At 65.3% G+C, this 19,268-nt stretch carries 19 protein-coding genes and 1 tRNA gene; 8 read left to right on the top strand and 12 right to left on the bottom strand.

All coding sequences use genetic code 11. The features are described from left to right. Nucleotides 1-28: 28 nt before the first annotated feature. The 5 genes from ACV22W_RS09150 to ACV22W_RS09130 all read left to right on the top strand — a co-directional run bounded on the left by ACV22W_RS09150 (nt 29) and on the right by ACV22W_RS09130 (nt 2,425). Entirely contained in the window at nt 29-406 is a 378-nt protein-coding gene (locus ACV22W_RS09150; RefSeq protein WP_448018868.1) for a DUF2946 domain-containing protein, read from the top strand. 226 nt (nt 407-632) lie between these two features. Continuing rightward, nucleotides 633-998, top strand: a complete 366-nt coding sequence (copC, locus tag ACV22W_RS09145) for a copper homeostasis periplasmic binding protein CopC (protein ID WP_448018867.1) — start codon at nt 633-635, stop codon at nt 996-998. Between the two features lie 52 nt (nt 999-1,050). Beyond that, nucleotides 1,051-1,497 (top strand): copper chaperone PCu(A)C, encoded by a 447-nt coding sequence (locus ACV22W_RS09140; protein WP_448018866.1) that lies wholly within the window; start codon nt 1,051-1,053, stop codon nt 1,495-1,497. A 31-nt stretch (nt 1,498-1,528) separates the two neighbouring features. Further along, entirely contained in the window at nt 1,529-1,705 is a 177-nt protein-coding gene (locus tag ACV22W_RS09135; protein WP_448018865.1) for a hypothetical protein, read from the top strand. 90 nt (nt 1,706-1,795) lie between these two features. Further along, nucleotides 1,796-2,425 carry a LysE family translocator gene (locus tag ACV22W_RS09130; protein ID WP_448018864.1) on the top strand — a complete coding sequence of 210 codons (630 nt, stop codon included), beginning with the start codon at nt 1,796-1,798 and terminating at the stop codon, nt 2,423-2,425. Nucleotides 2,426-2,469: 44 nt separating this feature from the next. Here ACV22W_RS09130 and ACV22W_RS09125 read toward each other — a convergent pair whose 3' ends face one another. Continuing rightward, nucleotides 2,470-3,795 (bottom strand): leucine-rich repeat-containing protein kinase family protein, encoded by a 1,326-nt coding sequence (locus tag ACV22W_RS09125; RefSeq protein ID WP_448018863.1) that lies wholly within the window; start codon nt 3,793-3,795, stop codon nt 2,470-2,472. Between the two features lie 140 nt (nt 3,796-3,935). Between ACV22W_RS09125 and ACV22W_RS09120 the strand changes: the two genes are divergently transcribed. Then, a tRNA-Leu gene (locus tag ACV22W_RS09120) sits at nt 3,936-4,020 on the top strand. A gap of 316 nt (nt 4,021-4,336) precedes the next feature. Here the strand turns inward: ACV22W_RS09120 and ACV22W_RS09115 are convergent. From ACV22W_RS09115 to ACV22W_RS09090, 6 genes are all read right to left on the bottom strand, one after another. After that, nucleotides 4,337-5,272 carry a LysR family transcriptional regulator gene (locus ACV22W_RS09115; protein WP_448018862.1) on the bottom strand — a complete coding sequence of 312 codons (936 nt, stop codon included), beginning with the start codon at nt 5,270-5,272 and terminating at the stop codon, nt 4,337-4,339. 82 nt (nt 5,273-5,354) lie between these two features. Continuing rightward, nucleotides 5,355-6,416, bottom strand: coding sequence for a porin (locus ACV22W_RS09110; protein ID WP_448018861.1), 1,062 nt, complete (start codon nt 6,414-6,416; stop codon nt 5,355-5,357). A 519-nt stretch (nt 6,417-6,935) separates the two neighbouring features. Further along, nucleotides 6,936-7,271: a DUF485 domain-containing protein gene (locus ACV22W_RS09105; protein WP_448018860.1), complete on the bottom strand. Its 336-nt coding sequence runs from the start codon at nt 7,269-7,271 to the stop codon at nt 6,936-6,938. A 14-nt stretch (nt 7,272-7,285) separates the two neighbouring features. After that, nucleotides 7,286-8,965 (bottom strand): sodium:solute symporter family transporter, encoded by a 1,680-nt coding sequence (locus ACV22W_RS09100; RefSeq protein ID WP_448018859.1) that lies wholly within the window; start codon nt 8,963-8,965, stop codon nt 7,286-7,288. 51 nt (nt 8,966-9,016) lie between these two features. Next, nucleotides 9,017-10,174, bottom strand: a complete 1,158-nt coding sequence (locus tag ACV22W_RS09095; RefSeq protein WP_448018858.1) for a M20 aminoacylase family protein — start codon at nt 10,172-10,174, stop codon at nt 9,017-9,019. 330 nt (nt 10,175-10,504) lie between these two features. Continuing rightward, nucleotides 10,505-11,389, bottom strand: a complete 885-nt coding sequence (locus tag ACV22W_RS09090) for a LysR family transcriptional regulator (RefSeq protein ID WP_448018857.1) — start codon at nt 11,387-11,389, stop codon at nt 10,505-10,507. Nucleotides 11,390-11,466: 77 nt separating this feature from the next. On the opposite strand from ACV22W_RS09090, the gene ACV22W_RS09085 reads away from it, so the two are divergent. Further along, the gene (locus ACV22W_RS09085) at nt 11,467-12,768 is read left to right on the top strand and encodes an aspartate aminotransferase family protein (RefSeq protein WP_448018856.1); all 1,302 of its coding nucleotides are present in this window, start codon (nt 11,467-11,469) and stop codon (nt 12,766-12,768) included. Nucleotides 12,769-12,836: 68 nt separating this feature from the next. On the opposite strand, the gene ACV22W_RS09080 is transcribed toward ACV22W_RS09085, so the two are convergent. From ACV22W_RS09080 to ACV22W_RS09060, 5 genes are all read right to left on the bottom strand, one after another. Beyond that, complete coding sequence (locus ACV22W_RS09080) at nt 12,837-13,538, bottom strand: ABC transporter ATP-binding protein (protein ID WP_006484776.1); 702 nt, start codon at nt 13,536-13,538, stop codon at nt 12,837-12,839. Next, the gene (gene livG, locus ACV22W_RS09075) at nt 13,538-14,311 is read right to left on the bottom strand and encodes a high-affinity branched-chain amino acid ABC transporter ATP-binding protein LivG (protein WP_059534291.1); all 774 of its coding nucleotides are present in this window, start codon (nt 14,309-14,311) and stop codon (nt 13,538-13,540) included. Before livG ends, ACV22W_RS09080 begins: the two co-directional genes overlap by 1 nt. Further along, nucleotides 14,308-15,579 carry a high-affinity branched-chain amino acid ABC transporter permease LivM gene (locus tag ACV22W_RS09070; protein WP_448018855.1) on the bottom strand — a complete coding sequence of 424 codons (1,272 nt, stop codon included), beginning with the start codon at nt 15,577-15,579 and terminating at the stop codon, nt 14,308-14,310. The genes livG and ACV22W_RS09070 overlap by 4 nt, the downstream gene beginning before the upstream one ends. An 11-nt stretch (nt 15,580-15,590) precedes the next feature. Next, the gene (livH, locus tag ACV22W_RS09065) at nt 15,591-16,517 is read right to left on the bottom strand and encodes a high-affinity branched-chain amino acid ABC transporter permease LivH (RefSeq protein WP_006484734.1); all 927 of its coding nucleotides are present in this window, start codon (nt 16,515-16,517) and stop codon (nt 15,591-15,593) included. Between the two features lie 186 nt (nt 16,518-16,703). Next, nucleotides 16,704-17,822: a branched-chain amino acid ABC transporter substrate-binding protein gene (locus tag ACV22W_RS09060; protein WP_059534285.1), complete on the bottom strand. Its 1,119-nt coding sequence runs from the start codon at nt 17,820-17,822 to the stop codon at nt 16,704-16,706. A gap of 811 nt (nt 17,823-18,633) precedes the next feature. Between ACV22W_RS09060 and ACV22W_RS09055 the strand changes: the two genes are divergently transcribed. After that, nucleotides 18,634-19,254, top strand: a complete 621-nt coding sequence (locus ACV22W_RS09055; protein ID WP_448018854.1) for a hypothetical protein — start codon at nt 18,634-18,636, stop codon at nt 19,252-19,254. Nucleotides 19,255-19,268 lie beyond the last annotated feature (14 nt).

Here is a 19,268-nt window from a genome sequence, read left to right as displayed (position 1 = left end):
GTCGTTCACACGCCGCCCCGCGCATCGCATGCTGAGTCGTCGTTTCCGGAAGATCGTCAGTCTGATCGGGATGCTCGCCATCCTGATGACGACGCTCGCGCCGACGATCTCGCAGGCGCTGACGACGCAAGACCGCGTCGACTCACTGCTTGCCGGTTACTGCACGGCCGGGCCGGCGAGCGGCAACCATGCCGGCGATGCGTCGTCGAAAAGCCTGCAGGCCCATCTGCAGGCTTGCGGCTATTGCAGCCTGCTCGCCCATACACCCGCCCTGCCCGCGCCCGAACTGACGTTCGCGGCCAACGTCCACCCGCTCCGGCATCGCGAAGCAACCCGCTTCGAAAGCCTGCGCCGCACGCTGCCGCTCACGGCCGCGCAACCGCGCGCCCCGCCGCTCGCGTCCTGATTCGTCGTCACCGCGCGTGATGCCGTTGTGCATCATGCCGTCCGCACGCGCGCTGCGCGTGCATGCCGTGTCACGTTTCGAAGGACGATCTCATGTTCGACCGTATCGCTTGCGGCGTCGCGCCGTGCGCGCGCTCGCCCGCCTTCGTCGGTTGCGCGTGCACGAACGCGCGGCCGTGCGTCGAATGCATCGTTCTCCTTGTCATTTCCAACCGGATCATCCCGTCATGAAAACTACTGCTTTCCTCCGCGGCACACTCGTCGCACTCGGCTTCGTCGTCGCCCAGGCTGCTCATGCGCACGCACACCCGAAAAACCTGGACCCGGCGGCCGACGCCACGCTGTCGGGCGCGCCGCACGCGGTCACGATCGACTTCAGCGAAACGCTCGAACCTGCGTTCAGCTCGATCGCCGTCACCGACAGCCACGGACAGTCGGTCGCCGACGGGAAATCCGCCATCGACGCCGGGAACCGGAAGCGGATGCATGTGACGCTGGCGAACCTGACGCCCGGCACGTACACGGTCGCATGGGTTGCGGTGGCGAGCGACGGGCACCGCACGCAGGGCCGCTACACGTTCACGGTGAAATAACGCACACGATGCCCGCGCGGCAACCTTCCCTACCCGATCAGGAACACACTCGATGAAACGCTCGATTCCGACCAGCCTGCTGTTTGCACTGCTGGCGCTGCAGGCGCCCGCCACGTTCGCCGCATCGGCCATCCAGGCCGATGCATGCTGGATCCGCACGATGCCGGCGACGGTGCCGTCGTCCGGTTATTTCACGCTGAAGAACGACGGCGACAAACCCGTCACGCTCACGGGCGTCGATACGCCCGCGTTCGGGATGGCGATGATGCACGAAACGCAGACGGCCGGCAGTACCGCGAAGATGGTTCACGTCGAAGCGGTCGACGTGCCCGCGCACGGCTCGGTGACGTTCAGGCCGAAGGGCTATCACGTGATGCTGGAGGAACCGCGCCAGCCCGTCGCGCCCGGCGCGAAGGTGCCGTTCCGGCTGCATTTCGCCGACGGCGCGACGGTGTCCGTGACCTGCGACGCGAAGGCGCCCGCCTACACCGGCCAGTAACGCCGAAAACGCAACGATCAAGGAGATGCACATGAGCAAGGAACGCGTGCCGCTGGCCAACCTGATCGTCCGCTACCGGACGCCGCTGAACGTCGCCGTGTTGATCGCCTGCGGATTATGGGCGGCGTGGATCGCGTGGATGACGCGGCCGTCCGCGATCGATTCGCCGTCTTCGATCGCCGCATACTGCGTGCGCGACACACGCTGACGCGCCGCGTCGGTTCGGGCGGCGGTCCGCGTCATTTTGGTGTGGCATCATCGCTGCGTCCCCACCGCCGGAACCGCCTCGGAGCAACGCATGTCCATGCAGACCTGGATGCTGTTTGCCGCTGCCTATCTCGCGACGACGCTGTCGCCGGGCCCCAACGTGCTGCTCGTCATCCGCAACACGGTGCGCTACGGCTCGCGGGGCACCGCCGCGACGATCGCGGGCAACCTCGTCGCGCAAGGCGCGGTAGTCATGCTCGTCGCGCTCGGCGTCGGCGCGGTGCTGGCCGCGATGCCGCCGCTGTTCATCGCGATGAAGGTCGTCGGCGCAGCGTACCTGATCTTTCTGGGCATCCGGCAACTGCGCGGCAACCGCAACGCACGCTCGCCCGACGGCCCGGCCGCGATCGTCGAACCCGACCGCAGGAAGCTGTTCCGCGAAGCGCTGTTCGTGTCGGGCAGCAATCCGAAGACGATGATCTTCCTGTCGGCGTTCATGCCGCAGTTCATCGCACACGGTCGCCCGCTCGCGATGCAGTTCGTCGTGATGTACGTGACGATCGCATGCACCGTCGTCGTCGTGCACAGCGTCTATTCGTTCGGCGTGCGCCGGCTCCATCGCGGCATCGGCGTCAGCCCGTGGGTACGCGCGGCCAAGCGCGCCAGCGGGCTGCTGTTCGTCGGCCTCGGGATCAAGCTGCTGACTGCACGGCAGGCGTAAGCATTCCTGCGGCGACGGCCGGCGCCACGGCTCGGGTTGAACCGTCAGCCCTTCGATGCGGCCAGCACGGCCGCAATCTCGCCGAACGACGGCCGCGCGTCGATCTCCTCGTTCAAGCAGGCGGCCGCCAGCGCGTCGAGTGCGTGCGAGCCTTCCCACGCGCGCGGCTCGCATCGCACCAGCAACTCGCCGAGCAGATAGCCGAACGCCCTGACTTCCAGCCGTTCGAGCCGCGCCGCGCGCATGCGGTCGTTTACGTCGTAGACCGACGCCGCGCCGAAATCGCCGAGCAGCGCGCCGCCCTTGCCGTCGTGCAGGATGTTGTGCGCGTACAGGTCGCCGTGCATGATGCCGCGCGCGTGCAGATGCGCTGCAACCGACGCGATGCCGAGCGCGATCCGCGATGCCTCGGCCGGCGCGAAGCGCGCATCGACCGCATAGACGTCACACGTGCAGGACGAGAAGCTCGGCGGCCCGGCGAGGTTCGTCAACGCCGGATCGACCAGGTCCATCACGAGGCCGTGCGTGCCGTCCGGATGGCCGCGCACCTTGCCGATCACCGGAATCATGTTCGGGTGACGCCCGGCGTGCAGACACGCGGCCATTTCGCAATCGGGCAGGCCGTCGCTCGTCACGGCCCCCTTGAACAGCTTGACCGCGACCGCACGCGGCACCTGGCCTTGCACGCGCCACTGCGCGCGATAAATGACACCCGATGCGCCTTCGCCGAGCTTCCGATCGAAGGCGAGCGACGTCCAGTCGATGTCTGCGACGCCCGCCTCGGCCGACGCCGCTGCTTCCGGCGCGGCGCCGAACGGATTGCCCGCGGACGCGAGCCACGCGAGGCGCGGCAGGCGCAACAGCCAATCCGGCAGCGCGTCGAGCCGGTTCGCCGACAGCCGCACCAGTTCGAGCGCACGGCACGCGGCCATTTCGGGCGGCAACGCGCGCAGCCGGTTGCCCGCGAGCATCAGCTTCTGCAAGTGCGAACAATCGCCGATCCCGGCGGGCAGCTCATCGATTTCGTTGTCGGTCAGGATCAGCCAGCGCAGCGCGTGCGGCAGCGACCCGCGCGGCACCGTGCGGATCCGGTTCGCCTTGAAGCCGATCATGTCGAGCTGTGCGCACGTGCCGAGCACGTCGGGAAATTCGGTAAAGCGATTGCCCGACGCGAACAGGATGCGCAGGCGATGCAGCCGCGACAGGTCGTCCGGCAGCGCCGACAGCGCATTGCCGGACAGGTCGAGCACTTCGAGCGTGTCCGCCAGATCGAAGATCTCGCGCGGAAATTCGGTCAGCCCGCACGCGAGCTTGAGTTGCCGGGCGCCCGACAGCTGGCCGGCCTGCAGTTGTTCGAGGGTGGTGGTCACGGTGGAAAACGGGTAGCCATGGCGATGGTCGTCGGACCGATCGCCCGAATTCTACCGGGATCGCATTCGGGTCTCCGCTCGCCGTGTCACACCCCCTTCACAAACGCGCAATGTAACGCTACAATTCGGCCCCTTGCAGTGCCGACGTGGTGAAATTGGTAGACACGCTATCTTGAGGGGGTAGTGGCGAAAGCTGTGCGAGTTCGAGTCTCGCCGTCGGCACCAAATGCGGTTTTTCCGTGTTTCGTGCATCTGTAAAAACCCGCGACAGCGCTTAGCCTCGCGGGTTTTTTGTTGCCCGCTGCAGAACGACCGAGGCAACCCCGGCCGGCGAGCCTGCGCAAACGGCAGCCCGCATCCGCATGCGCCCTTTCGCACCTGCGCCTCCCGCATACGAGGAGCCGCACGCAAACACGCATCAATGCTCGTCCGCCCGGTTCAGGAAAGAACGGATATCGCCTGCCGACGCGCCGCCATATCCGGGGGATCGAGATCACCTCGCGCATTGCGCGACGAGGCGCGGCGCGCACCCGGAGCAACGTCAGCTTGTCGACAAATCTTCCGCGAAATCGTCGAACACACGTTGCACCAGGGCATTGATTCTCAGCATCGTGGCCGACTGGGTTCTGCCCGAGAGCACGACGATCCCGAAACGGGCCGAACCCGCCAGCGGCGGATCGAGCGGCACCGGATGCAACCTTCCAGCCCGAACCGCCTCGTCGAATACCGGCTGGCTGCCGAGAATGACGACATCGCTGACGGCTGCCGCCGCCTCCAGTTCGCCGAAATCGTCGCTCTGGAGCTTGATGCGATCCGCGATCGGCAATCCGAGATGCCGCTGAAGATCGTCGAGCGCGTACTTCGACAGGTGGGTGCAGCCGACCGGATATTTCAATAGATCCTCCGGCGATACGCACGCCATGCCCGCAAGCGGATGCGCGTGGCCGCAGAAGAATGCGGCCCGCCATCTCGGCAGCGGCATGATCTCGATTTCCGGCTGCGGTGTGAGCGACGCGATATCGCCAACGAACATGTCGATGCGCTCCGCCAGCAACATGCCGAGCAGGTCGGCGGTATTGCCGCGCTTGAGTATCACGCGCACTTCGGGCGCGTTGACGGCCCCGAACGTCAGGATGGGTTGCCTGAGCAATGCAGCTGGCGTCGCGCCCAGCCCGATGCAGAGATCGCCGAACTCCCCGCGCTCGAGCAGCGCGAGGTCGCGCCTGAGCTCCCGCACTTCGAAATCGATCCGGCGCGCCCGCTCGACGAATACCTTGCCGTGCGGCGTCAGCGTGATACGTTGCGCGCTGCGATCGAACAGCGAAAAGCCGAACTCCGCTTCAATCGACTGGATACTGCGGGACAGCGCGGATTGACTCAGGTGCACCTCCGCGCAAGCGCGACTGAAATTCTGGCACCGAGCGAGCGCGAGGACATGTTGCAGTTTGCGGAGATTCATGGGAAATCGGGCGTTCACGGGCAGCGACCCTGCCCACGTGCGGCAAGTATAGTCGCCTCCCCTCGCCGCAACGTCTCGATCGGGGCGCCCGCGTGCCGCATCAGAACCGGTGATGAATGCCGACGCTCACGCCGACCTGACTCTTGCCAGGCTGGCCAACACCGGAAAAGCTGTTGACTCCGAACGCGCTCCCGTCGGAGTTCCAGACCGTGCCGACATGCGCATACAGAAACGTTGCCTTCGACAGCAGATACTCGCCTCCGCCGACCAACAGCGTCGGGTGTCCCGGCGTGCTCTGGAAAGTGTAGCGGCCGCCCAGCACGTACCATTGAATCGTCGGCGTCGCGAAGCCCTTCACACTACCCCAGTAAGCCGCGCCGCGCGGCGTCAACTGGAGGTCTCCGACCACGCGCGTGACGCCCGCGGAAACGGTCACGCCGCCCACCGTATAACGAAGCGCCGCGCTGTACCGCTCATCGACCCGCCCCGACGCATCGATGCCGCCCGCATTCGTACCGCGACTCTGCTCGTAAAGCACGCGAGCGGCAAGCGTTCCCCGGACATATTCGAGCGCCGCGCCGACATACCGGCCGGCCAGGCCGTTGCCCGGCAGTTGTTGGCCGAAGCCATATTCAGCCTCGACGTTGAATCCGTAAAACGGCTCCGACTGGAACTTCACTGCATTGTTCAGCCTCAACGTCGCCAGCGGGATCGCGTTCAGCGAAAGCGTCGAGTCGTTGGCGAAATACGTCGGATCATAGAGTACCGTCTTGTCGAACTGTATGCTGTATTGCCGCCCGAACGTCAGCCGCCCATAAGGCGATCGAAACCCGACGCTCGAAAGGCGGTTGAACAACGTGCCCGGCGTCACGAGGGTGCCCTTGCCGAGGTCGAAGCCGTTTTCGAGCTGAAAGATTGCGCCGTAGCCCCCGCCGAGATCCTCGTCGCCCTTGAAGCCGAAGCGGGACGGCAGAAACGCGCTGCCCAGCATGCCAAGCGACGACTTCCCGTTCGATCCGGCATTGGTCAAGCTCTGGATGCCAATATCCAGGATGCCGTACATGACCACCGAGCCCTGCGCGCGGGCGCCATCCGCCCCTGTCGCGCACGCAAGCGTCAGCACGGTCGTCGCCAGTCTCCTCACTGATTTCTTATGTTTCATGTCGTTCCATCGATTGATTGGGATTGTGCTGCGATCCGGTCCCAAGCATTCCCGCTCGTTACGGCATGCCAATTTTTATTCGCATACCGAATCATCAGGCAGCCGATTTTCTTCGTCGCATGCACGGCATAGGTGCATGCGCCCGCGTGAATCTTCGAGACCGCGATGCATCGTATTCAGCTAAAAAATCACCATCCAATGAGATTCTTGTCGTCACGCGATGCAAGAGTTGCATGACCCTCCGATAACTGCGTGCGAAAAACACGAGCCGGCGCGCCTCGATTCCGCCGAATGAAACGCGCTCCGGGTCCGTCATGGCCGTCCTCGCAAAAAAAGCGCGTATCAGTTTCATGACTGACACGCGCAAGGAGACACAGCTCTGATGCGGATTGTGCGAACGACGCGTTCTGATCTTGGGCTACCGCGACTCACGACGAGCCGGACATCCATCCGGCTCGACCGCAACTCTCGGACAATTCGGTGCGCCTCGTCATCGCGAACCCGGACGCGCCCGCCCGTTCATCGGGCAATCCGCCCGACGAGCGGGTCGATCCAGCGGCCGGCTATCCACACATACGCGCCCGTTGCGATCGCGCAGAACCAGTAAAGCCCGATCCCGACGACGATCCCGACCGTCATCGGCGATTCGACCGGGAAGTGACGTGTCAACACGGCCGGAGCGAACGCGACGGTCAGGATGAACGCGAAGTAGATGCCCAGCACGAGCACGCTCATGCCGATGCTCAGGCGTGTGCGACGGCGGACCAGACGGGCCACGTCGCGCGTGCGTGCGTCGACGCTTGCGTTCGCATCGGTACTGCGCGCGACGATTGCCGGGTGATTGACGTTCGACATGGTTGCTCCAGTGATCAGTGAGTTTGGGGGGCGCTGATGCCGATCCCGGTCGCGCTGCGGAACATCTGCGCATCGAATCGCGCACGCTCCGCCGCCGCGCGAGCAGACGAGTCGGTAATCGATGCGAGCCATGCGACGGCGAACGCCAGCGTCATCGAGAACAAGGTCGGATTCGCGTACGGAAAGAGCGCACCGTCGTGCTTCAGGATGCCCACCCACATCGTCGGCCCGGTCACGAGCAGCCCGACCGACGACACCAACCCGACGATTCCGCCAGCCAGTACGCCGCGCGTCGTCAATCGTCGCCAGAACATCGACAGCATCAGGATCGGGAAGTTGGTGCTCGCCGAAATGGAGAACGCGAGCCCGACCAGGAAGCTGATGTTCAGGTCTTGCACGAGATGCGACAGCAGCAGCGCGGCCACCACCAGTACGAACGTGGCCCGGCGCGACACCGCCAGTTCGCGTGCCGGATCGGCTTGCCCTCTGCACAGGATGCGCGTGTACAGATCGTGACCGACCGCCGATGCGCCTGAAATCGTGAGCCCCGCGACGACCGCCAGGATCGTTGCGAACGCCACCGCGGACATGATGCCGAGGAAGACCTCGCCGCCGAAGTAATGGCTCAGATGCATCGCCGCCATGTTTCCGCCGCCGATCAGCGTGTGCGTGGCCGGGTCCAGGAAAGCGGGATTGCGGAGCACGAATACGATCGCACCCGCGCCGATCACGACGACCGCGGTATAGAACCACGCGATGAGCGCGGTTGCGTAGAAAGCCGATTGCCTGGCCGCGGCGCCGTCGCGTACGGTGAACAGGCGGCTCAGGATATGCGGCAGGCCTACCATGCCGAAGATCAACGACATGCCGAGCGAAATCGCATCCACGGGGTTCGTGACGAGCCGGCTCGGCGCCAGCACGGCCGTGCCGGCCGGATGAAACTGCACCACCGCGCCGATCAGCCGGCTCGCGCTGAAGCCGGTCGCCTGCAGCACCTCGAACGCCAGATACGTACCGATCGCGACCATCAGCACCGCCTTCACGATCTGCACCCACGTGGTGGCCAGCATCCCGCCGATCAGCACGTACACCAGCACCAGCGCGCCAACCGCGAGCATCGCCACCATGTAAGGCACGCCGAACAGCAGCTGGATCAGCTTGCCGGCGCCGACCAGCTGGATGACGAGATAGAACAACACGATCACCAGCGAATTCACCGCGGCCAGGCTCCGAACCGGACGCTCCTCGAGACGAAACGCGACGACGTCGGCGAGGGTGAAGCGTCCGAGATTGCGCAGCGGTTCCGCGACGAGGAACAGCAGGATCGGCCAGCCGATCAGCGTGCCGACGCCGTAAATGATGGAGTCGTAGCCCGAGCCGGCCATCATGCCGACCGCGCCGAGGAATGACGATGCGGACATGTAGTCGCCGGCAAGCGCGAAGCCGTTCTGCAACGGCGTGACACCGCCGCCGGCCGTATAGAACTGCGAGACCGAGCGGTTGCGACGCGATGCCCAGTACGTGATGCCGAGCGTCAACGCGACGAAGAGCAGAAACGGCGCAAGCGTATACCCGCTTGCGACGCGCTGCACCGGTGCTTCGGCCGCACATGCCGCGCCCATTGGGGCCGCGGCGCACACGCCTGCCGACAGGGCGGTCATCGTCCGCCGGGCTCGGAACACTGCATGTTCCATGATGTTCTCCTCCATTTTTTTATGAATGCCTCGGCCGTGCGACGCGTTCCGTCAGACCCCGAGACGGCGCCGCACGACTTCATCGAAAATCGCCACACCGATCGGTGCCACGTCGTCGTTGAAGTCGTATTCGGGGTGATGGCACATGTGACCGCCCTGCCCGAGAAAGAAATAGCAACCGGGCCGCACCTCGAGAAAGCGCGCGACATCGTCACCCGCCATCAACGGTGCCACGTCGGTCAGCACGTTAGCGGCGCCGACCACGGTATCGGCAGCCGCCATGACACATCGCGCCGGAGCTTCCGCGTTGATCGTGGGCGGCGTGCCGTGCGAAATGTCGAGATCGATCGCGCATCCGTGCGACAGCGCAACGCCGTCGCAGATCTCTCGCATGCGCAGGTGCAAGCGTTCGCGCGCCAGCGGCGACAGCGCGCGCGTGGTGCCTTGCAGCGACGCGCGATCGGGAATGACGTTCGCCGTCGCCCCCGCAACGAACTGACAGATGCTCAGCACCGCGCTGTCGAGCGGATCGATCGCGCGGCTGACGACGGTCTGCAATGCAGTGACGAGCAACGCGCCGATGGCGATCGGATCGACGCTGCGATGCGGCGTTCCGCCATGACTGCCGGTGCCGCGAATTTCGATCGAGAAAAAATCCACCGCGGCAAGCTGCGATCCGACGCGCACGCCGATCTTGCCCGGCTCGAGCTGCGGATGGTTGTGCAACCCATAGATTTCGTCGAACGGGAAACGCTCGAGCAACTGATCGTCGAGCATCGCCTGGCTGCCTTTGACGATTTCCTCGGCCGGCTGGAATACCAGCACGACCCGCCCCTTGAACTGGCGACGGCCGGCCAGCAGCTTCGCCGTGCCGAGCAGGATCGCGGTGTGTCCGTCGTGGCCGCAGCCATGAAACAGTCCGTGATGGACCGAGCGATAAACCGGCCGGCCTTCTTCCTGGATCGGCAGCGCATCCATGTCGGCGCGCAATGCAATCGTGGGGCCCGGCCCGCCGTTACCGTCGATGACGCCCACCACGCCGGTGCGGCCGATTCCGGTATGCGTATCGATGCCGAACGAGCGCAGCAACTCCGCGACGAACGCGGCCGTGCCGGTTTCCTGAAACGCGATTTCCGGCCGGCTGTGAATCTGTCGGCGCCACGCTTTCATGTCCTCGGACAGTGCGGCGACGGGTGTGCTGATCTGCATGGAGCGATTCCTCGGGGATTACTGCCGCGCGGCAAGCGCGACGTGGCTGAACGAACCTGTCGAACGAGGCTCGACGTTCGCCCGATTCTAGGAATCGCAAAATATGCGGTCCAATGCAAAGTTTCGACATTTCCTATGCAGAGAGCGCATAGGCACGCGACGACACCAGTGGAATTGCCGGCCGCCCTGGGCCGAACATCGGAGCAGCACGATTTCGTGCGGAAACAGTCGGGCAGCAGCGCGTGAATGCGCTCGCGATTCGACCCGCACAACATTAAGTCTTACTGATCGATCTGGATTTGCGAAGCCACGTCGACCTCACGCCGCGCGTCACAACAACGGCAGCATGAGCCGGATATGCTCCGCAAACGTCGCCGTCAGATGCGCCGGCCGCTTCCCGTCGAACCGCAGCGTAATACCCACCGCCGGCAACGGCGGCAGCCCGCGATCGCCGGCCAGAATCGCCAGATCGGCCGGCACCGCTGTCTGCGTCATCACCGCGAACGCCTGCCCTGAACGCACCAGCGCGGTCAGCCCCGCAAGACTGCTGCTCGCATACGCGACGCGATAATCGCGGCCCGCTCGCTGCAACGCGTCGCAGGCCGCGATGTGATCGAGCGTATCGGGATCGGACAGTGCGAGCGGCAACGGATCGAACTGCGCGGCATCGAGCCCCGGATAACCGATCCAGACGAGTTGCTCGCGGCGGATGAAATCGTCGCTCGAATCGTCGTCCGGCATCGAGATCATCGCGAGGTCGACCGCCCGCTTGTCGAGTTGTTCGAGCAGTCGCGGCGTCGGCCCGCACACGACTTCAACGATCGCCTGCGGATGCTGGCTCGAAAACTGTCGCAGCAGCGATGGCAGGAACACGGCCGCGTAATCGTCCGGACAGCCGAACCGGATCGTGCCCGACAACCCGGTGCCGCACAGGTCGGCCATCGCCTCGTCGTGCTGCCGCAGGATGCGCTGCGCATGCACGAGCAGCCGCTCGCCGGGATGCGTCAGCACCACGCCGCGGCCGGTGCGCTGGAACAACGGCTGGTCGACGCTCTCCTCGAGCCGCCGCATCTGCTGGCTGAGCGCGGATTGCGTGCGGCCGACCCGCGCCGCCGCACGGCTCAGCGAGCGCACCTCCGCGATGACGACGAACGAGCGTAGCAGGTCTATGTCGAGCGAACGTCCCAAGGTATTAGCTCCCTTTCTACCTTGCATAAGCACTATTCGTTTCCATAAAACCAGACCGGCGCCTAGACTGCAAGCGTTCCATGGCCCTTGTCCGGAGAAGCCCGATGTCCCTGAACGACGACGCAATCTTCTGGCACAACGCCAGGCAGCACCTGATCCGCTACGGCGGCACGTTCGAGCCGATGATCATCGAGCGCGCACAAGGCAGTTTCGTCTACGACGCCGACGGCCGCGCGATCCTCGATTTCACGTCGGGGCAGATGAGCGCCGTGCTCGGGCACAGCCATCCGGAGATCGTTTCCGTCATCGGCGAATACGCGGGCAAGCTCGATCACCTGTTCAGCGGAATGCTGTCGCGCCCCGTCGTCGATCTCGCGACGCGCCTCGCCGACGTCACGCCGCCCGGGCTCGATCGCGCGCTGCTGCTGAGCACCGGCGCGGAATCGAACGAAGCGGCGATCCGGATGGCGAAGCTCGTCACCGGCAAGCACGAGATCGTCGCCTTCGCGCAGTCGTGGCACGGGATGACGGGCGCGGCGGCGGCCGCCACGTACAGCGCCGGCCGCAAGGGCGTCGGTCCGGCCGCCGTCGGTTCGTTCGCGATTCCGGCGCCGTTCACGTACCGGCCGCGCTTCGAGCGCAACGGCACCTACGATCCTCTCGCAGAACTCGACTACGCATTCGACCTGATCGATCGCCAATCGAGCGGCAACCTCGCCGCGTTCATCGCGGAGCCGATCCTGAGTTCGGGCGGCATCATCGAATTGCCGGAAGGGTACATGGCGGCGCTCAAGCGCAAGTGCGAGGAGCGCGGGATGCTGCTGATCCTCGACGAAGCGCAAACCGGTGTCGGGCGCACCGGAACGATGTTCGCGTGCCAGCGCGACGGCGTGACGCCCGACATCCTCACGCTGTCCAAGACGCTCGGCGCGGGGCTGCCGCTCGCGGCCGTCGTCACGTCCGCGCGGATCGAGGAACGCGCGCACGAACTCGGCTACCTGTTCTACACGACGCACGTGTCGGACCCGCTGCCGGCGGCGGTCGGCCTGCGCGTGCTCGACGTGGTGCAGCGCGACGGCCTCGTCCAGCGGGCGAACGTGATGGGCGACCGGCTCCGGCGCGGGCTGCTCGACCTGATGGAACGCTTCGACTGCATCGGCGACGTGCGCGGACGCGGGTTGCTGCTCGGCGTCGAGATCGTCAAGGATAGGAAGACAAAGGAACCGGCGGACGGGCTCGGCGCGAAGATCACGCGCGAGTGCATGAACCTCGGGCTCAGCATGAACATCGTGCAGTTGCCCGGCATGGGCGGCGTGTTCCGGATCGCGCCGCCGCTGACGGTCAGCGAAGCGGAAATCGATCTCGGGCTGTCGCTGCTGAAACAGGCGATCACGCGCGCACTGTAAGCGGGCCGGCCGTCGGCGTCCGCGGAACCACGTGCCGCCGGCCCGTTGCAGGCCGGCGGCATCCAGCATCAACCGCCGAGATACGCCTGCTTGATCCGGTCGTTCGCGAGCAGGTTCGCGCCCGTATCGGCGAGCACCACGCGCCCGGTTTCGAGCACGTAGCCGCGATCGGCCACGCCGAGCGCCTTGTTCGCGTTCTGCTCGACCAGGAACACCGTGACGCCCTCGTCGCGAATCGTCCGGATGATGTCGAAGATCTGCGCGATCACGAGCGGCGCGAGACCGAGCGTCGGCTCATCGAGCAGCAGCAGGCGCGGCTTGCTCATCAGCGCGCGGCCGATCGCCAGCATCTGCTGCTCGCCGCCCGACATCGTGCCGGCCCGCTGCGCCGCGCGCTCCTTCAGGCGCGGAAACAGCTTGAAGACGTGCTCGATGCCGTCGTCGATCTCGTGACGGCTCGCGAAAAACCCGCCCATCTTCAGGTTTTCGAGCACCGTCAGGCTCGGGAACACGCGCCGCCCTTCCGGCGAGATCGCCATCCCCTGCCGCATGATCTGGTGCGTCGACATCGCAGTGATGTCGTTGCCCTCGAACAGCACGCGGCCCGACGAGGCGCGCGGCGTGCCGCACACGGTCATCATCAGCGTCGTCTTGCCGGCGCCGTTGCTGCCGATCAGCGTAACGATCTCGCCCTTGTTCACCTCGATCGACACGCCCGCGAGCGCCTCGACCGCGCCGTAGTGCGTATGGACCTGTTCCAGCTTCAGCATCACTCTTCCCCCAGATACGCCTTGATCACGCGCGGGTCGTTGCGGACCGCTTCCGGCGTGCCGATCACGATCGGCCGGCCGTGCTCCATCACGAGGATGCGGTCCGACACACCCATCACGAGGCTCATGTCGTGTTCGATCAGCAGCACCGATACGCCGAACTCGCGGCGCAGCTTGTCGATCAGGTGCTGCAGTTCGATCTTCTCCTGCGGGTTGAGACCGGCCGCCGGCTCGTCCAGCATCAACAGGCGCGGCTCGGTGATCATGCAGCGCGCGATCTCCAGGCGCCGCTGGTGCCCATACGACAGCGTGCCGGCCTGCCGGTTGGCGACCGCCGTCAGCCCCATCCGGTCGAGCCATACGGCCGCGCGTTCGAGCGCTTCCTTCTCGGCACGACGATACGCGGGCGTCGCGAACAGGCCGTGCAGCATCCCCGACTTCACCTTGCGATGCTGCGCGACGAGCAGGTTCTCGACGACCGTCAGCGACTTGAACAGGCGGATGTTCTGGAACGTGCGCACGAGACCCTTCAACGCAATCTTGTGGCTCGGCAGCCCGGCGATCGCGTGGCCGTCGAGCACGACGTCGCCACCGGTCGGCTTGTAGAAGCCGCCGACGCAGTTGAACACCGTGGTCTTGCCCGCGCCGTTCGGCCCGATGATCGCGAACACCTCGTTGCGGCGCACGTCGAAATCGATGCCGTCCACCGCGAGCAACCCGCCGAAGCGCATCTGCAGCCCGGCGACCTTCAACAGTTCCGTATTCGCGCTCATTGCGGCAGCTCCACGTGGGGACGGCTCGCGGGCAACAGGCCCTGCGGACGCCACATCATCATCAACACCATCACCAGGCCGAAGATCAGCATCCGGTACTCGGCGAAGCCGCGCGCGACTTCCGGCAGCACGGTCAGCAGGATCGCCGCGAGAATCACGCCGAGCTGCGAACCCATCCCGCCGAGCACGACGATCGCGAGGATCAGCGCCGATTCGATGAAGGTGAACGATTCAGGATTCACGAGGCCCTGACGCGCGGCGAAGAACGCGCCGCCGATGCCCGCGAACGCCGCGCCGAGCGTGAACGCCGACAGCTTGATGCGCGTCGGGTTCAGGCCCAGCGAACGGCACGCGATCTCGTCGTCGCGCAGCGCTTCCCACGCACGGCCCATCGGCATGCGGATCAGGCGGCTCGTCACGAACAGCGTGAAGCCGACCAGCACCAGCGCGATCAGGTACAGGAAGATCACCATGTGCTCGCCGCTGTATTCCAGCCCGATCAGTTCATGGAACGTCTTCGCACCCTCGACGCTCGCCGAGCGCGCCATCTCGAAGCCGAACACCGTCGGCTTCGGAATGCTCGAGATGCCGTCCGGGCCACCCGTGAGGCTCGTCAGGTTGTTGGCCAGCAGGCGGATGATTTCGCCGAAGCCGAGCGTGACGATCGCGAGATAGTCGCCGCGCAGCCGCAGCACCGGGAAACCGAGCAGGAAGCCGAACGTCGCCGACGCGATCGCCGCGATCGGCAGACACTCCCAGAACGACAGCCCGAAATACTGGTTCAGCATCGCGTAGGTGTAGCCGCCGACCGCGTAGAACCCGACATAGCCGAGATCGAGCAGCCCTGCGAAACCGACCACGATGTTCAGCCCGAGGCCGAGGATCACGTAGATCAGCGCGAGCGTCGCGACGTCCACGGCACCGCGCGAACCGAAGAACGGCCACACGAGGCCGACCGCGAGCAGCGCCCAGATGATCGCGCGCTGCTGCTGCGCGCCCATCGCGGGCATCGCCGGCAGCTTCACGACGGATTTCACGCGCACGAGCCACGGCTTGAACAACTGGAACAGGAACACGGCCGCGACCGCGATCCACACCGGACGCCAGTGCGGCGTCAGCACGACCTGATAGCCGTCGAGCTTCAACTGCAGGCCGAGCACCGGAATCGTGAGGATCGCCGTCAGCAGCGCGGCGGCCGCGGCATTCTTCAGCGCCTGGCCGACCGACGCGTCGGCGGCCGGGCGGCGAACGGAAATGACTTGACTCATCTGCGTCTCCCTCAAACCTTTTCGATGTCCGACTTGCCGAGCAGGCCGGTCGGGCGGAAGAGCAGGATCAGCACGAGCAGGCCGAACGCGACGACGTCCTTGTACTCGGCCGGCATGTAGCCTGCGGCGAAGGTTTCGGCGAGGCCCAGCAGCACGCCGCCGAGCATCGCGCCCGGGATGCTGCCGATCCCGCCCAGCACCGCGGCGGTGAACGCCTTGATGCCCGCGACGAAGCCGATGTACGGATTCAGCTTGCCGATCGTCAGCCCGATCAGCACGCCGCCGACGGCCGCCAGCATCGCGCCGAGCACGAACGTGAACGAGATCACGCGGTTCGTGTCGATGCCGAGCAGGTTCGCCATCTTCATGTCTTCAGCGCATGCGCGGCAGGCACGGCCCATCCGCGAATGCGAGATGAACAGCGTCAGCGCGATCATCAGCACGATCGTCACGCAGACGATCAACAGACGCGCATACGGAATCGTCACGTCGTAGTCGCCGCCGAGGTGGATGTCGAATGCGCCGGAGATCAGCACCGGCACGGACACGTCGCGCGCGCCCTGGCCAATCTGCACGTAGTTCTGCAGGAAGATCGACATGCCGATCGCGGAGATCAGCGGCACGAGGCGCGGGCCGCCGCGCAGCGGGCGATACGCGACGCGCTCGACCGCGAAGCCGTACAGGCCGGTGACGATCACCGACACGATCAGCGCGGCGCCGAGCACGAGCGGCAGCGGATAGCCCGCGGAGATGCCGATGGCGGTGAGGGTCACGAGACCCACGTAGGCGCCGATCATGTAGATTTCGCCGTGGGCGAAGTTGATCATGCCGATGATGCCGTAGACCATCGAATAGCCGATGGCGATCAGCGCATAGATCGCACCCAGCGTCAGGCCGTTGACCAGCTGCTGGGCAAATTGAGGAAAGAAGTCAGTCATGTGCGGGAAGCTCCCGTTGGCGCTGGGTCGCATGCCGTCGCCGGATCACGGCGTTCGGCCGCGCGCAACGCACGGTGTCGTCTCGGGCCGCCCGTCGGCCGCGCAATGCGGTCATGCGCGGCGCGAATGCACGCCCGCCCCGTCCGGGTCTCGGACAGGGCGGGCGCGCGGGCGGATACTCCGTTGTTACTTGGCGGCGGTCTTCGTCGCGTCCTTGTGCCACGTGTAGACGACGAACTTGAACGCCTTCAGGTCGCCCTGAGCGTCATACGCGACCTTGCCGATCGGCGTGTCGAACGTCGTCTTGTGCATGTACGCGGCGACCTTCGTCGGGTCGGTCGTCTTCGCGCCGGCGATCGCGTCGGCGATGATCTTCACCGCTGCGTACGACGGCATCTGGAACGGGCCGTTCGGGTCGCGCTTCTTGTCCGCGAACGCCTTCACGAGCGCCGCGTTGGCCGGGTCGGCCGAGAAGTCGGCCGGCAGCGTGACCAGCATGCCTTCCGAAGCCGGGCCGGCAATTGCCGTCACGTCCTTGTTGCCCACGCCTTCGGGCCCCATGAACGTGGCCTTCACGCCCTGCTCGCGCGCCTGGCGCATCAGCAGGCCCATTTCCGGGTGGTAGCCGCCAAAGTAGACGAAATCGACGCCTTGCGACTTCAGCTTCGTGATGATCGCCGAGTAGTCCGAATCGCCGGCGTTGATGCCTTCGAACAGGACGACCGGGATCTTCGCGGCTTCGAGGTCCTTCTTCACCGACGACGCGATGCCCTGGCCATACGACTGCTTGTCGTGCAGGACCGCGACCTTCTTCGGCTTCACGTTGTTGATGATGTAATGCGCGGCGGCCGGCCCTTGCTGGTCGTCACGGCCGATCGTGCGGAAGATGAAGTGGCGCTTCTTGCCTTCCGTCAGCTGCGGCGCGGTGGCCGACGGCGTGACCATCACGATGCCTTCGTTTTCGTAGATGTCGGATGCGGGGATCGTCGAACCCGAGCACACGTGGCCGATCACGTACTTGATCTTCTGGCTGACGATCTTGTTGGCGACGGCGACGGCCTGCTTCGGTTCGCATGCGTCGTCCATCTGCACGACTTCGAACTTGTTGCCGCCCGCACCGCCGGCCGCGTTGATCTGTTCGATCGCGGTCAGCGCGCCGGCCTTCACCATGTCGCCATATTGGGCGACCGAGCCGCTCATCGGACCAGCGATGGCGATCTTCACGGTTTCCGCTTGCGCGGCGGCGGCGCCGGCGGCGAACAGCACGGCGGCGGCGGAAATGGACGTAAGACGGGACAGCGTCATCTGGGAGCTCCTCGATGTTGTTTAGTCATACGGGCAAAGGCGGCATGACTTGCGCAATCGAACAGCACCCGGGGCGAGGACATGGGACACGCCCGAGACACATGAAGACGGACCTGCGGATGGATGTTGCGTAGCGGGGCCCGGCTCTTGCAGTCCCCAAGGGGGACGTCTGGTTCGGAAAGACATCGTGATGCGTCTTGCATTGCGCAAGCGTTTCGCCTGCCCCGCTTGCCAACTGCTCGTCCGGAGGGATGGTCCGACAGCCGTTGGCAAGGCAGTCGAAATTATATGGGGGTTTTTAAATCGTCTGTCAAAAATGCCGCTTCTATGAGGGAAAACACGGAGAAACTTGGCTCGCGCAAGGTGGCGATGGGGGAGCAACTGGCGCGGGCGGCGAACGTTTGCGGCGGGTGCAATTGGGTTGCGATTTTTGATGGGCTTGTCGACGAAATCCTTGCCGGGTTTAGGTTTCGGCGATTTGTCGTCGTGCGTCGTGTGCACTTTTGGATGCTTAGGGTCCGATCGCCGAAGATCAATCGACTGATGATTGTGTCGGCGTGCACCGTGTCGAGGCGATGCGACTGTGCCGCCAATCCTTCTATTTGCCGACATCCATCAGTCACACGAAAGCTGTTTGTGATTTTTGTGAAATAATGCGCCCTCGCTTCTGCAATCCAGCCAGCCTTCCTGTGAGTCGCCCCTTCCGCGATTCGCAGTCGCTTCAGGGCCGCTTCGACGCCCACTCGTCGCCGAGCCGCCAGCCAGTGATCTGCCGTTTTTTCTCATTGCACATCGCCTGGTTCGGATCCCGATGAATCATCCTCTCCGCTTTTCTTCCGCCGTCGCGCTCGCTTGCGCGCTTTCTGTTTCTATTGCCGACGCATCGGGCCGCGATTCGCTGGTCGATCGTTCTGGCGGGGCCAATGTGTTTCGTTCGGAACGCCGGGCTGTGGCCAGGGATGACGCGCGTGCCGCGCTAACGACGCGGCGCGTGAAGTACGCGGCGCCGCCTGAACGTAGTCCGTTCGATACGCCTGATACGCGGCCGTTGCGGGTTTCGGGCGATACGCTCGAGCCGCAGCCTTCGGTTGAACACGGGGCCGGCAATTCTGCATGGCCTTCGAATCGCGTTGCGCTCGGCGCGGGCGGCAGCGATAGCCTCGGTCGCGCATTGCCCCGATACGAACAGCGCGCGCAGAACTGGACCGATTATCTGAGGGCCAACGGGTCGCAAGCGCCTGGCGGCAGGAATTCGTATGCGCCCACGCGGCCTTTCGATGCCGCGCGCGGTCCGCACGGTGCGCCTAATCCGTACGATCCGTCAGTGCCGCAGCCGGTGACGCGGACGTTCTACGACAACGGCGCGGGTTCGCATTGCACGGCTACCGGCGGTGCGGGAGCGTCGCGGTCGTCCTGCAATATCGCTTGGTGATGTTTGGTGGCGGG

This window comes from Burkholderia sp. AW49-1 (assembly GCF_053427845.1).
This window is presented reverse-complemented; position numbering and strand designations above follow the sequence as displayed.

Bases quoted from the DNA above. Each gene is read 5' to 3' on its own strand.
- ACV22W_RS09150 (WP_448018868.1), top strand. From the start codon at position 29: ATGCTGAGTCGTCGTTTCCGGAAGATCGTCAGTCTGATCGGGATGCTC.
- livH (WP_006484734.1), bottom strand. From the start codon at position 16,517: ATGACTGACTTCTTTCCTCAATTTGCCCAGCAGCTGGTCAACGGCCTG.
- ACV22W_RS09090 (WP_448018857.1), bottom strand. From the start codon at position 11,389: ATGCAAGGTAGAAAGGGAGCTAATACCTTGGGACGTTCGCTCGACATA.
- ACV22W_RS09060 (WP_059534285.1), bottom strand. From the start codon at position 17,822: ATGACGCTGTCCCGTCTTACGTCCATTTCCGCCGCCGCCGTGCTGTTC.
- ACV22W_RS09095 (WP_448018858.1), bottom strand. From the start codon at position 10,174: ATGCAGATCAGCACACCCGTCGCCGCACTGTCCGAGGACATGAAAGCG.
- ACV22W_RS09105 (WP_448018860.1), bottom strand. From the start codon at position 7,271: ATGTCGAACGTCAATCACCCGGCAATCGTCGCGCGCAGTACCGATGCG.
- ACV22W_RS09135 (WP_448018865.1), top strand. From the start codon at position 1,529: ATGAGCAAGGAACGCGTGCCGCTGGCCAACCTGATCGTCCGCTACCGG.
- ACV22W_RS09130 (WP_448018864.1), top strand. From the start codon at position 1,796: ATGTCCATGCAGACCTGGATGCTGTTTGCCGCTGCCTATCTCGCGACG.
- ACV22W_RS09110 (WP_448018861.1), bottom strand. From the start codon at position 6,416: ATGAAACATAAGAAATCAGTGAGGAGACTGGCGACGACCGTGCTGACG.
- copC (WP_448018867.1), top strand. From the start codon at position 633: ATGAAAACTACTGCTTTCCTCCGCGGCACACTCGTCGCACTCGGCTTC.
- ACV22W_RS09080 (WP_006484776.1), bottom strand. From the start codon at position 13,538: ATGCTGAAGCTGGAACAGGTCCATACGCACTACGGCGCGGTCGAGGCG.
- livG (WP_059534291.1), bottom strand. From the start codon at position 14,311: ATGAGCGCGAATACGGAACTGTTGAAGGTCGCCGGGCTGCAGATGCGC.
- ACV22W_RS09085 (WP_448018856.1), top strand. From the start codon at position 11,467: ATGTCCCTGAACGACGACGCAATCTTCTGGCACAACGCCAGGCAGCAC.
- ACV22W_RS09055 (WP_448018854.1), top strand. From the start codon at position 18,634: ATGAATCATCCTCTCCGCTTTTCTTCCGCCGTCGCGCTCGCTTGCGCG.
- ACV22W_RS09100 (WP_448018859.1), bottom strand. From the start codon at position 8,965: ATGGAACATGCAGTGTTCCGAGCCCGGCGGACGATGACCGCCCTGTCG.
- ACV22W_RS09070 (WP_448018855.1), bottom strand. From the start codon at position 15,579: ATGAGTCAAGTCATTTCCGTTCGCCGCCCGGCCGCCGACGCGTCGGTC.
- ACV22W_RS09140 (WP_448018866.1), top strand. From the start codon at position 1,051: ATGAAACGCTCGATTCCGACCAGCCTGCTGTTTGCACTGCTGGCGCTG.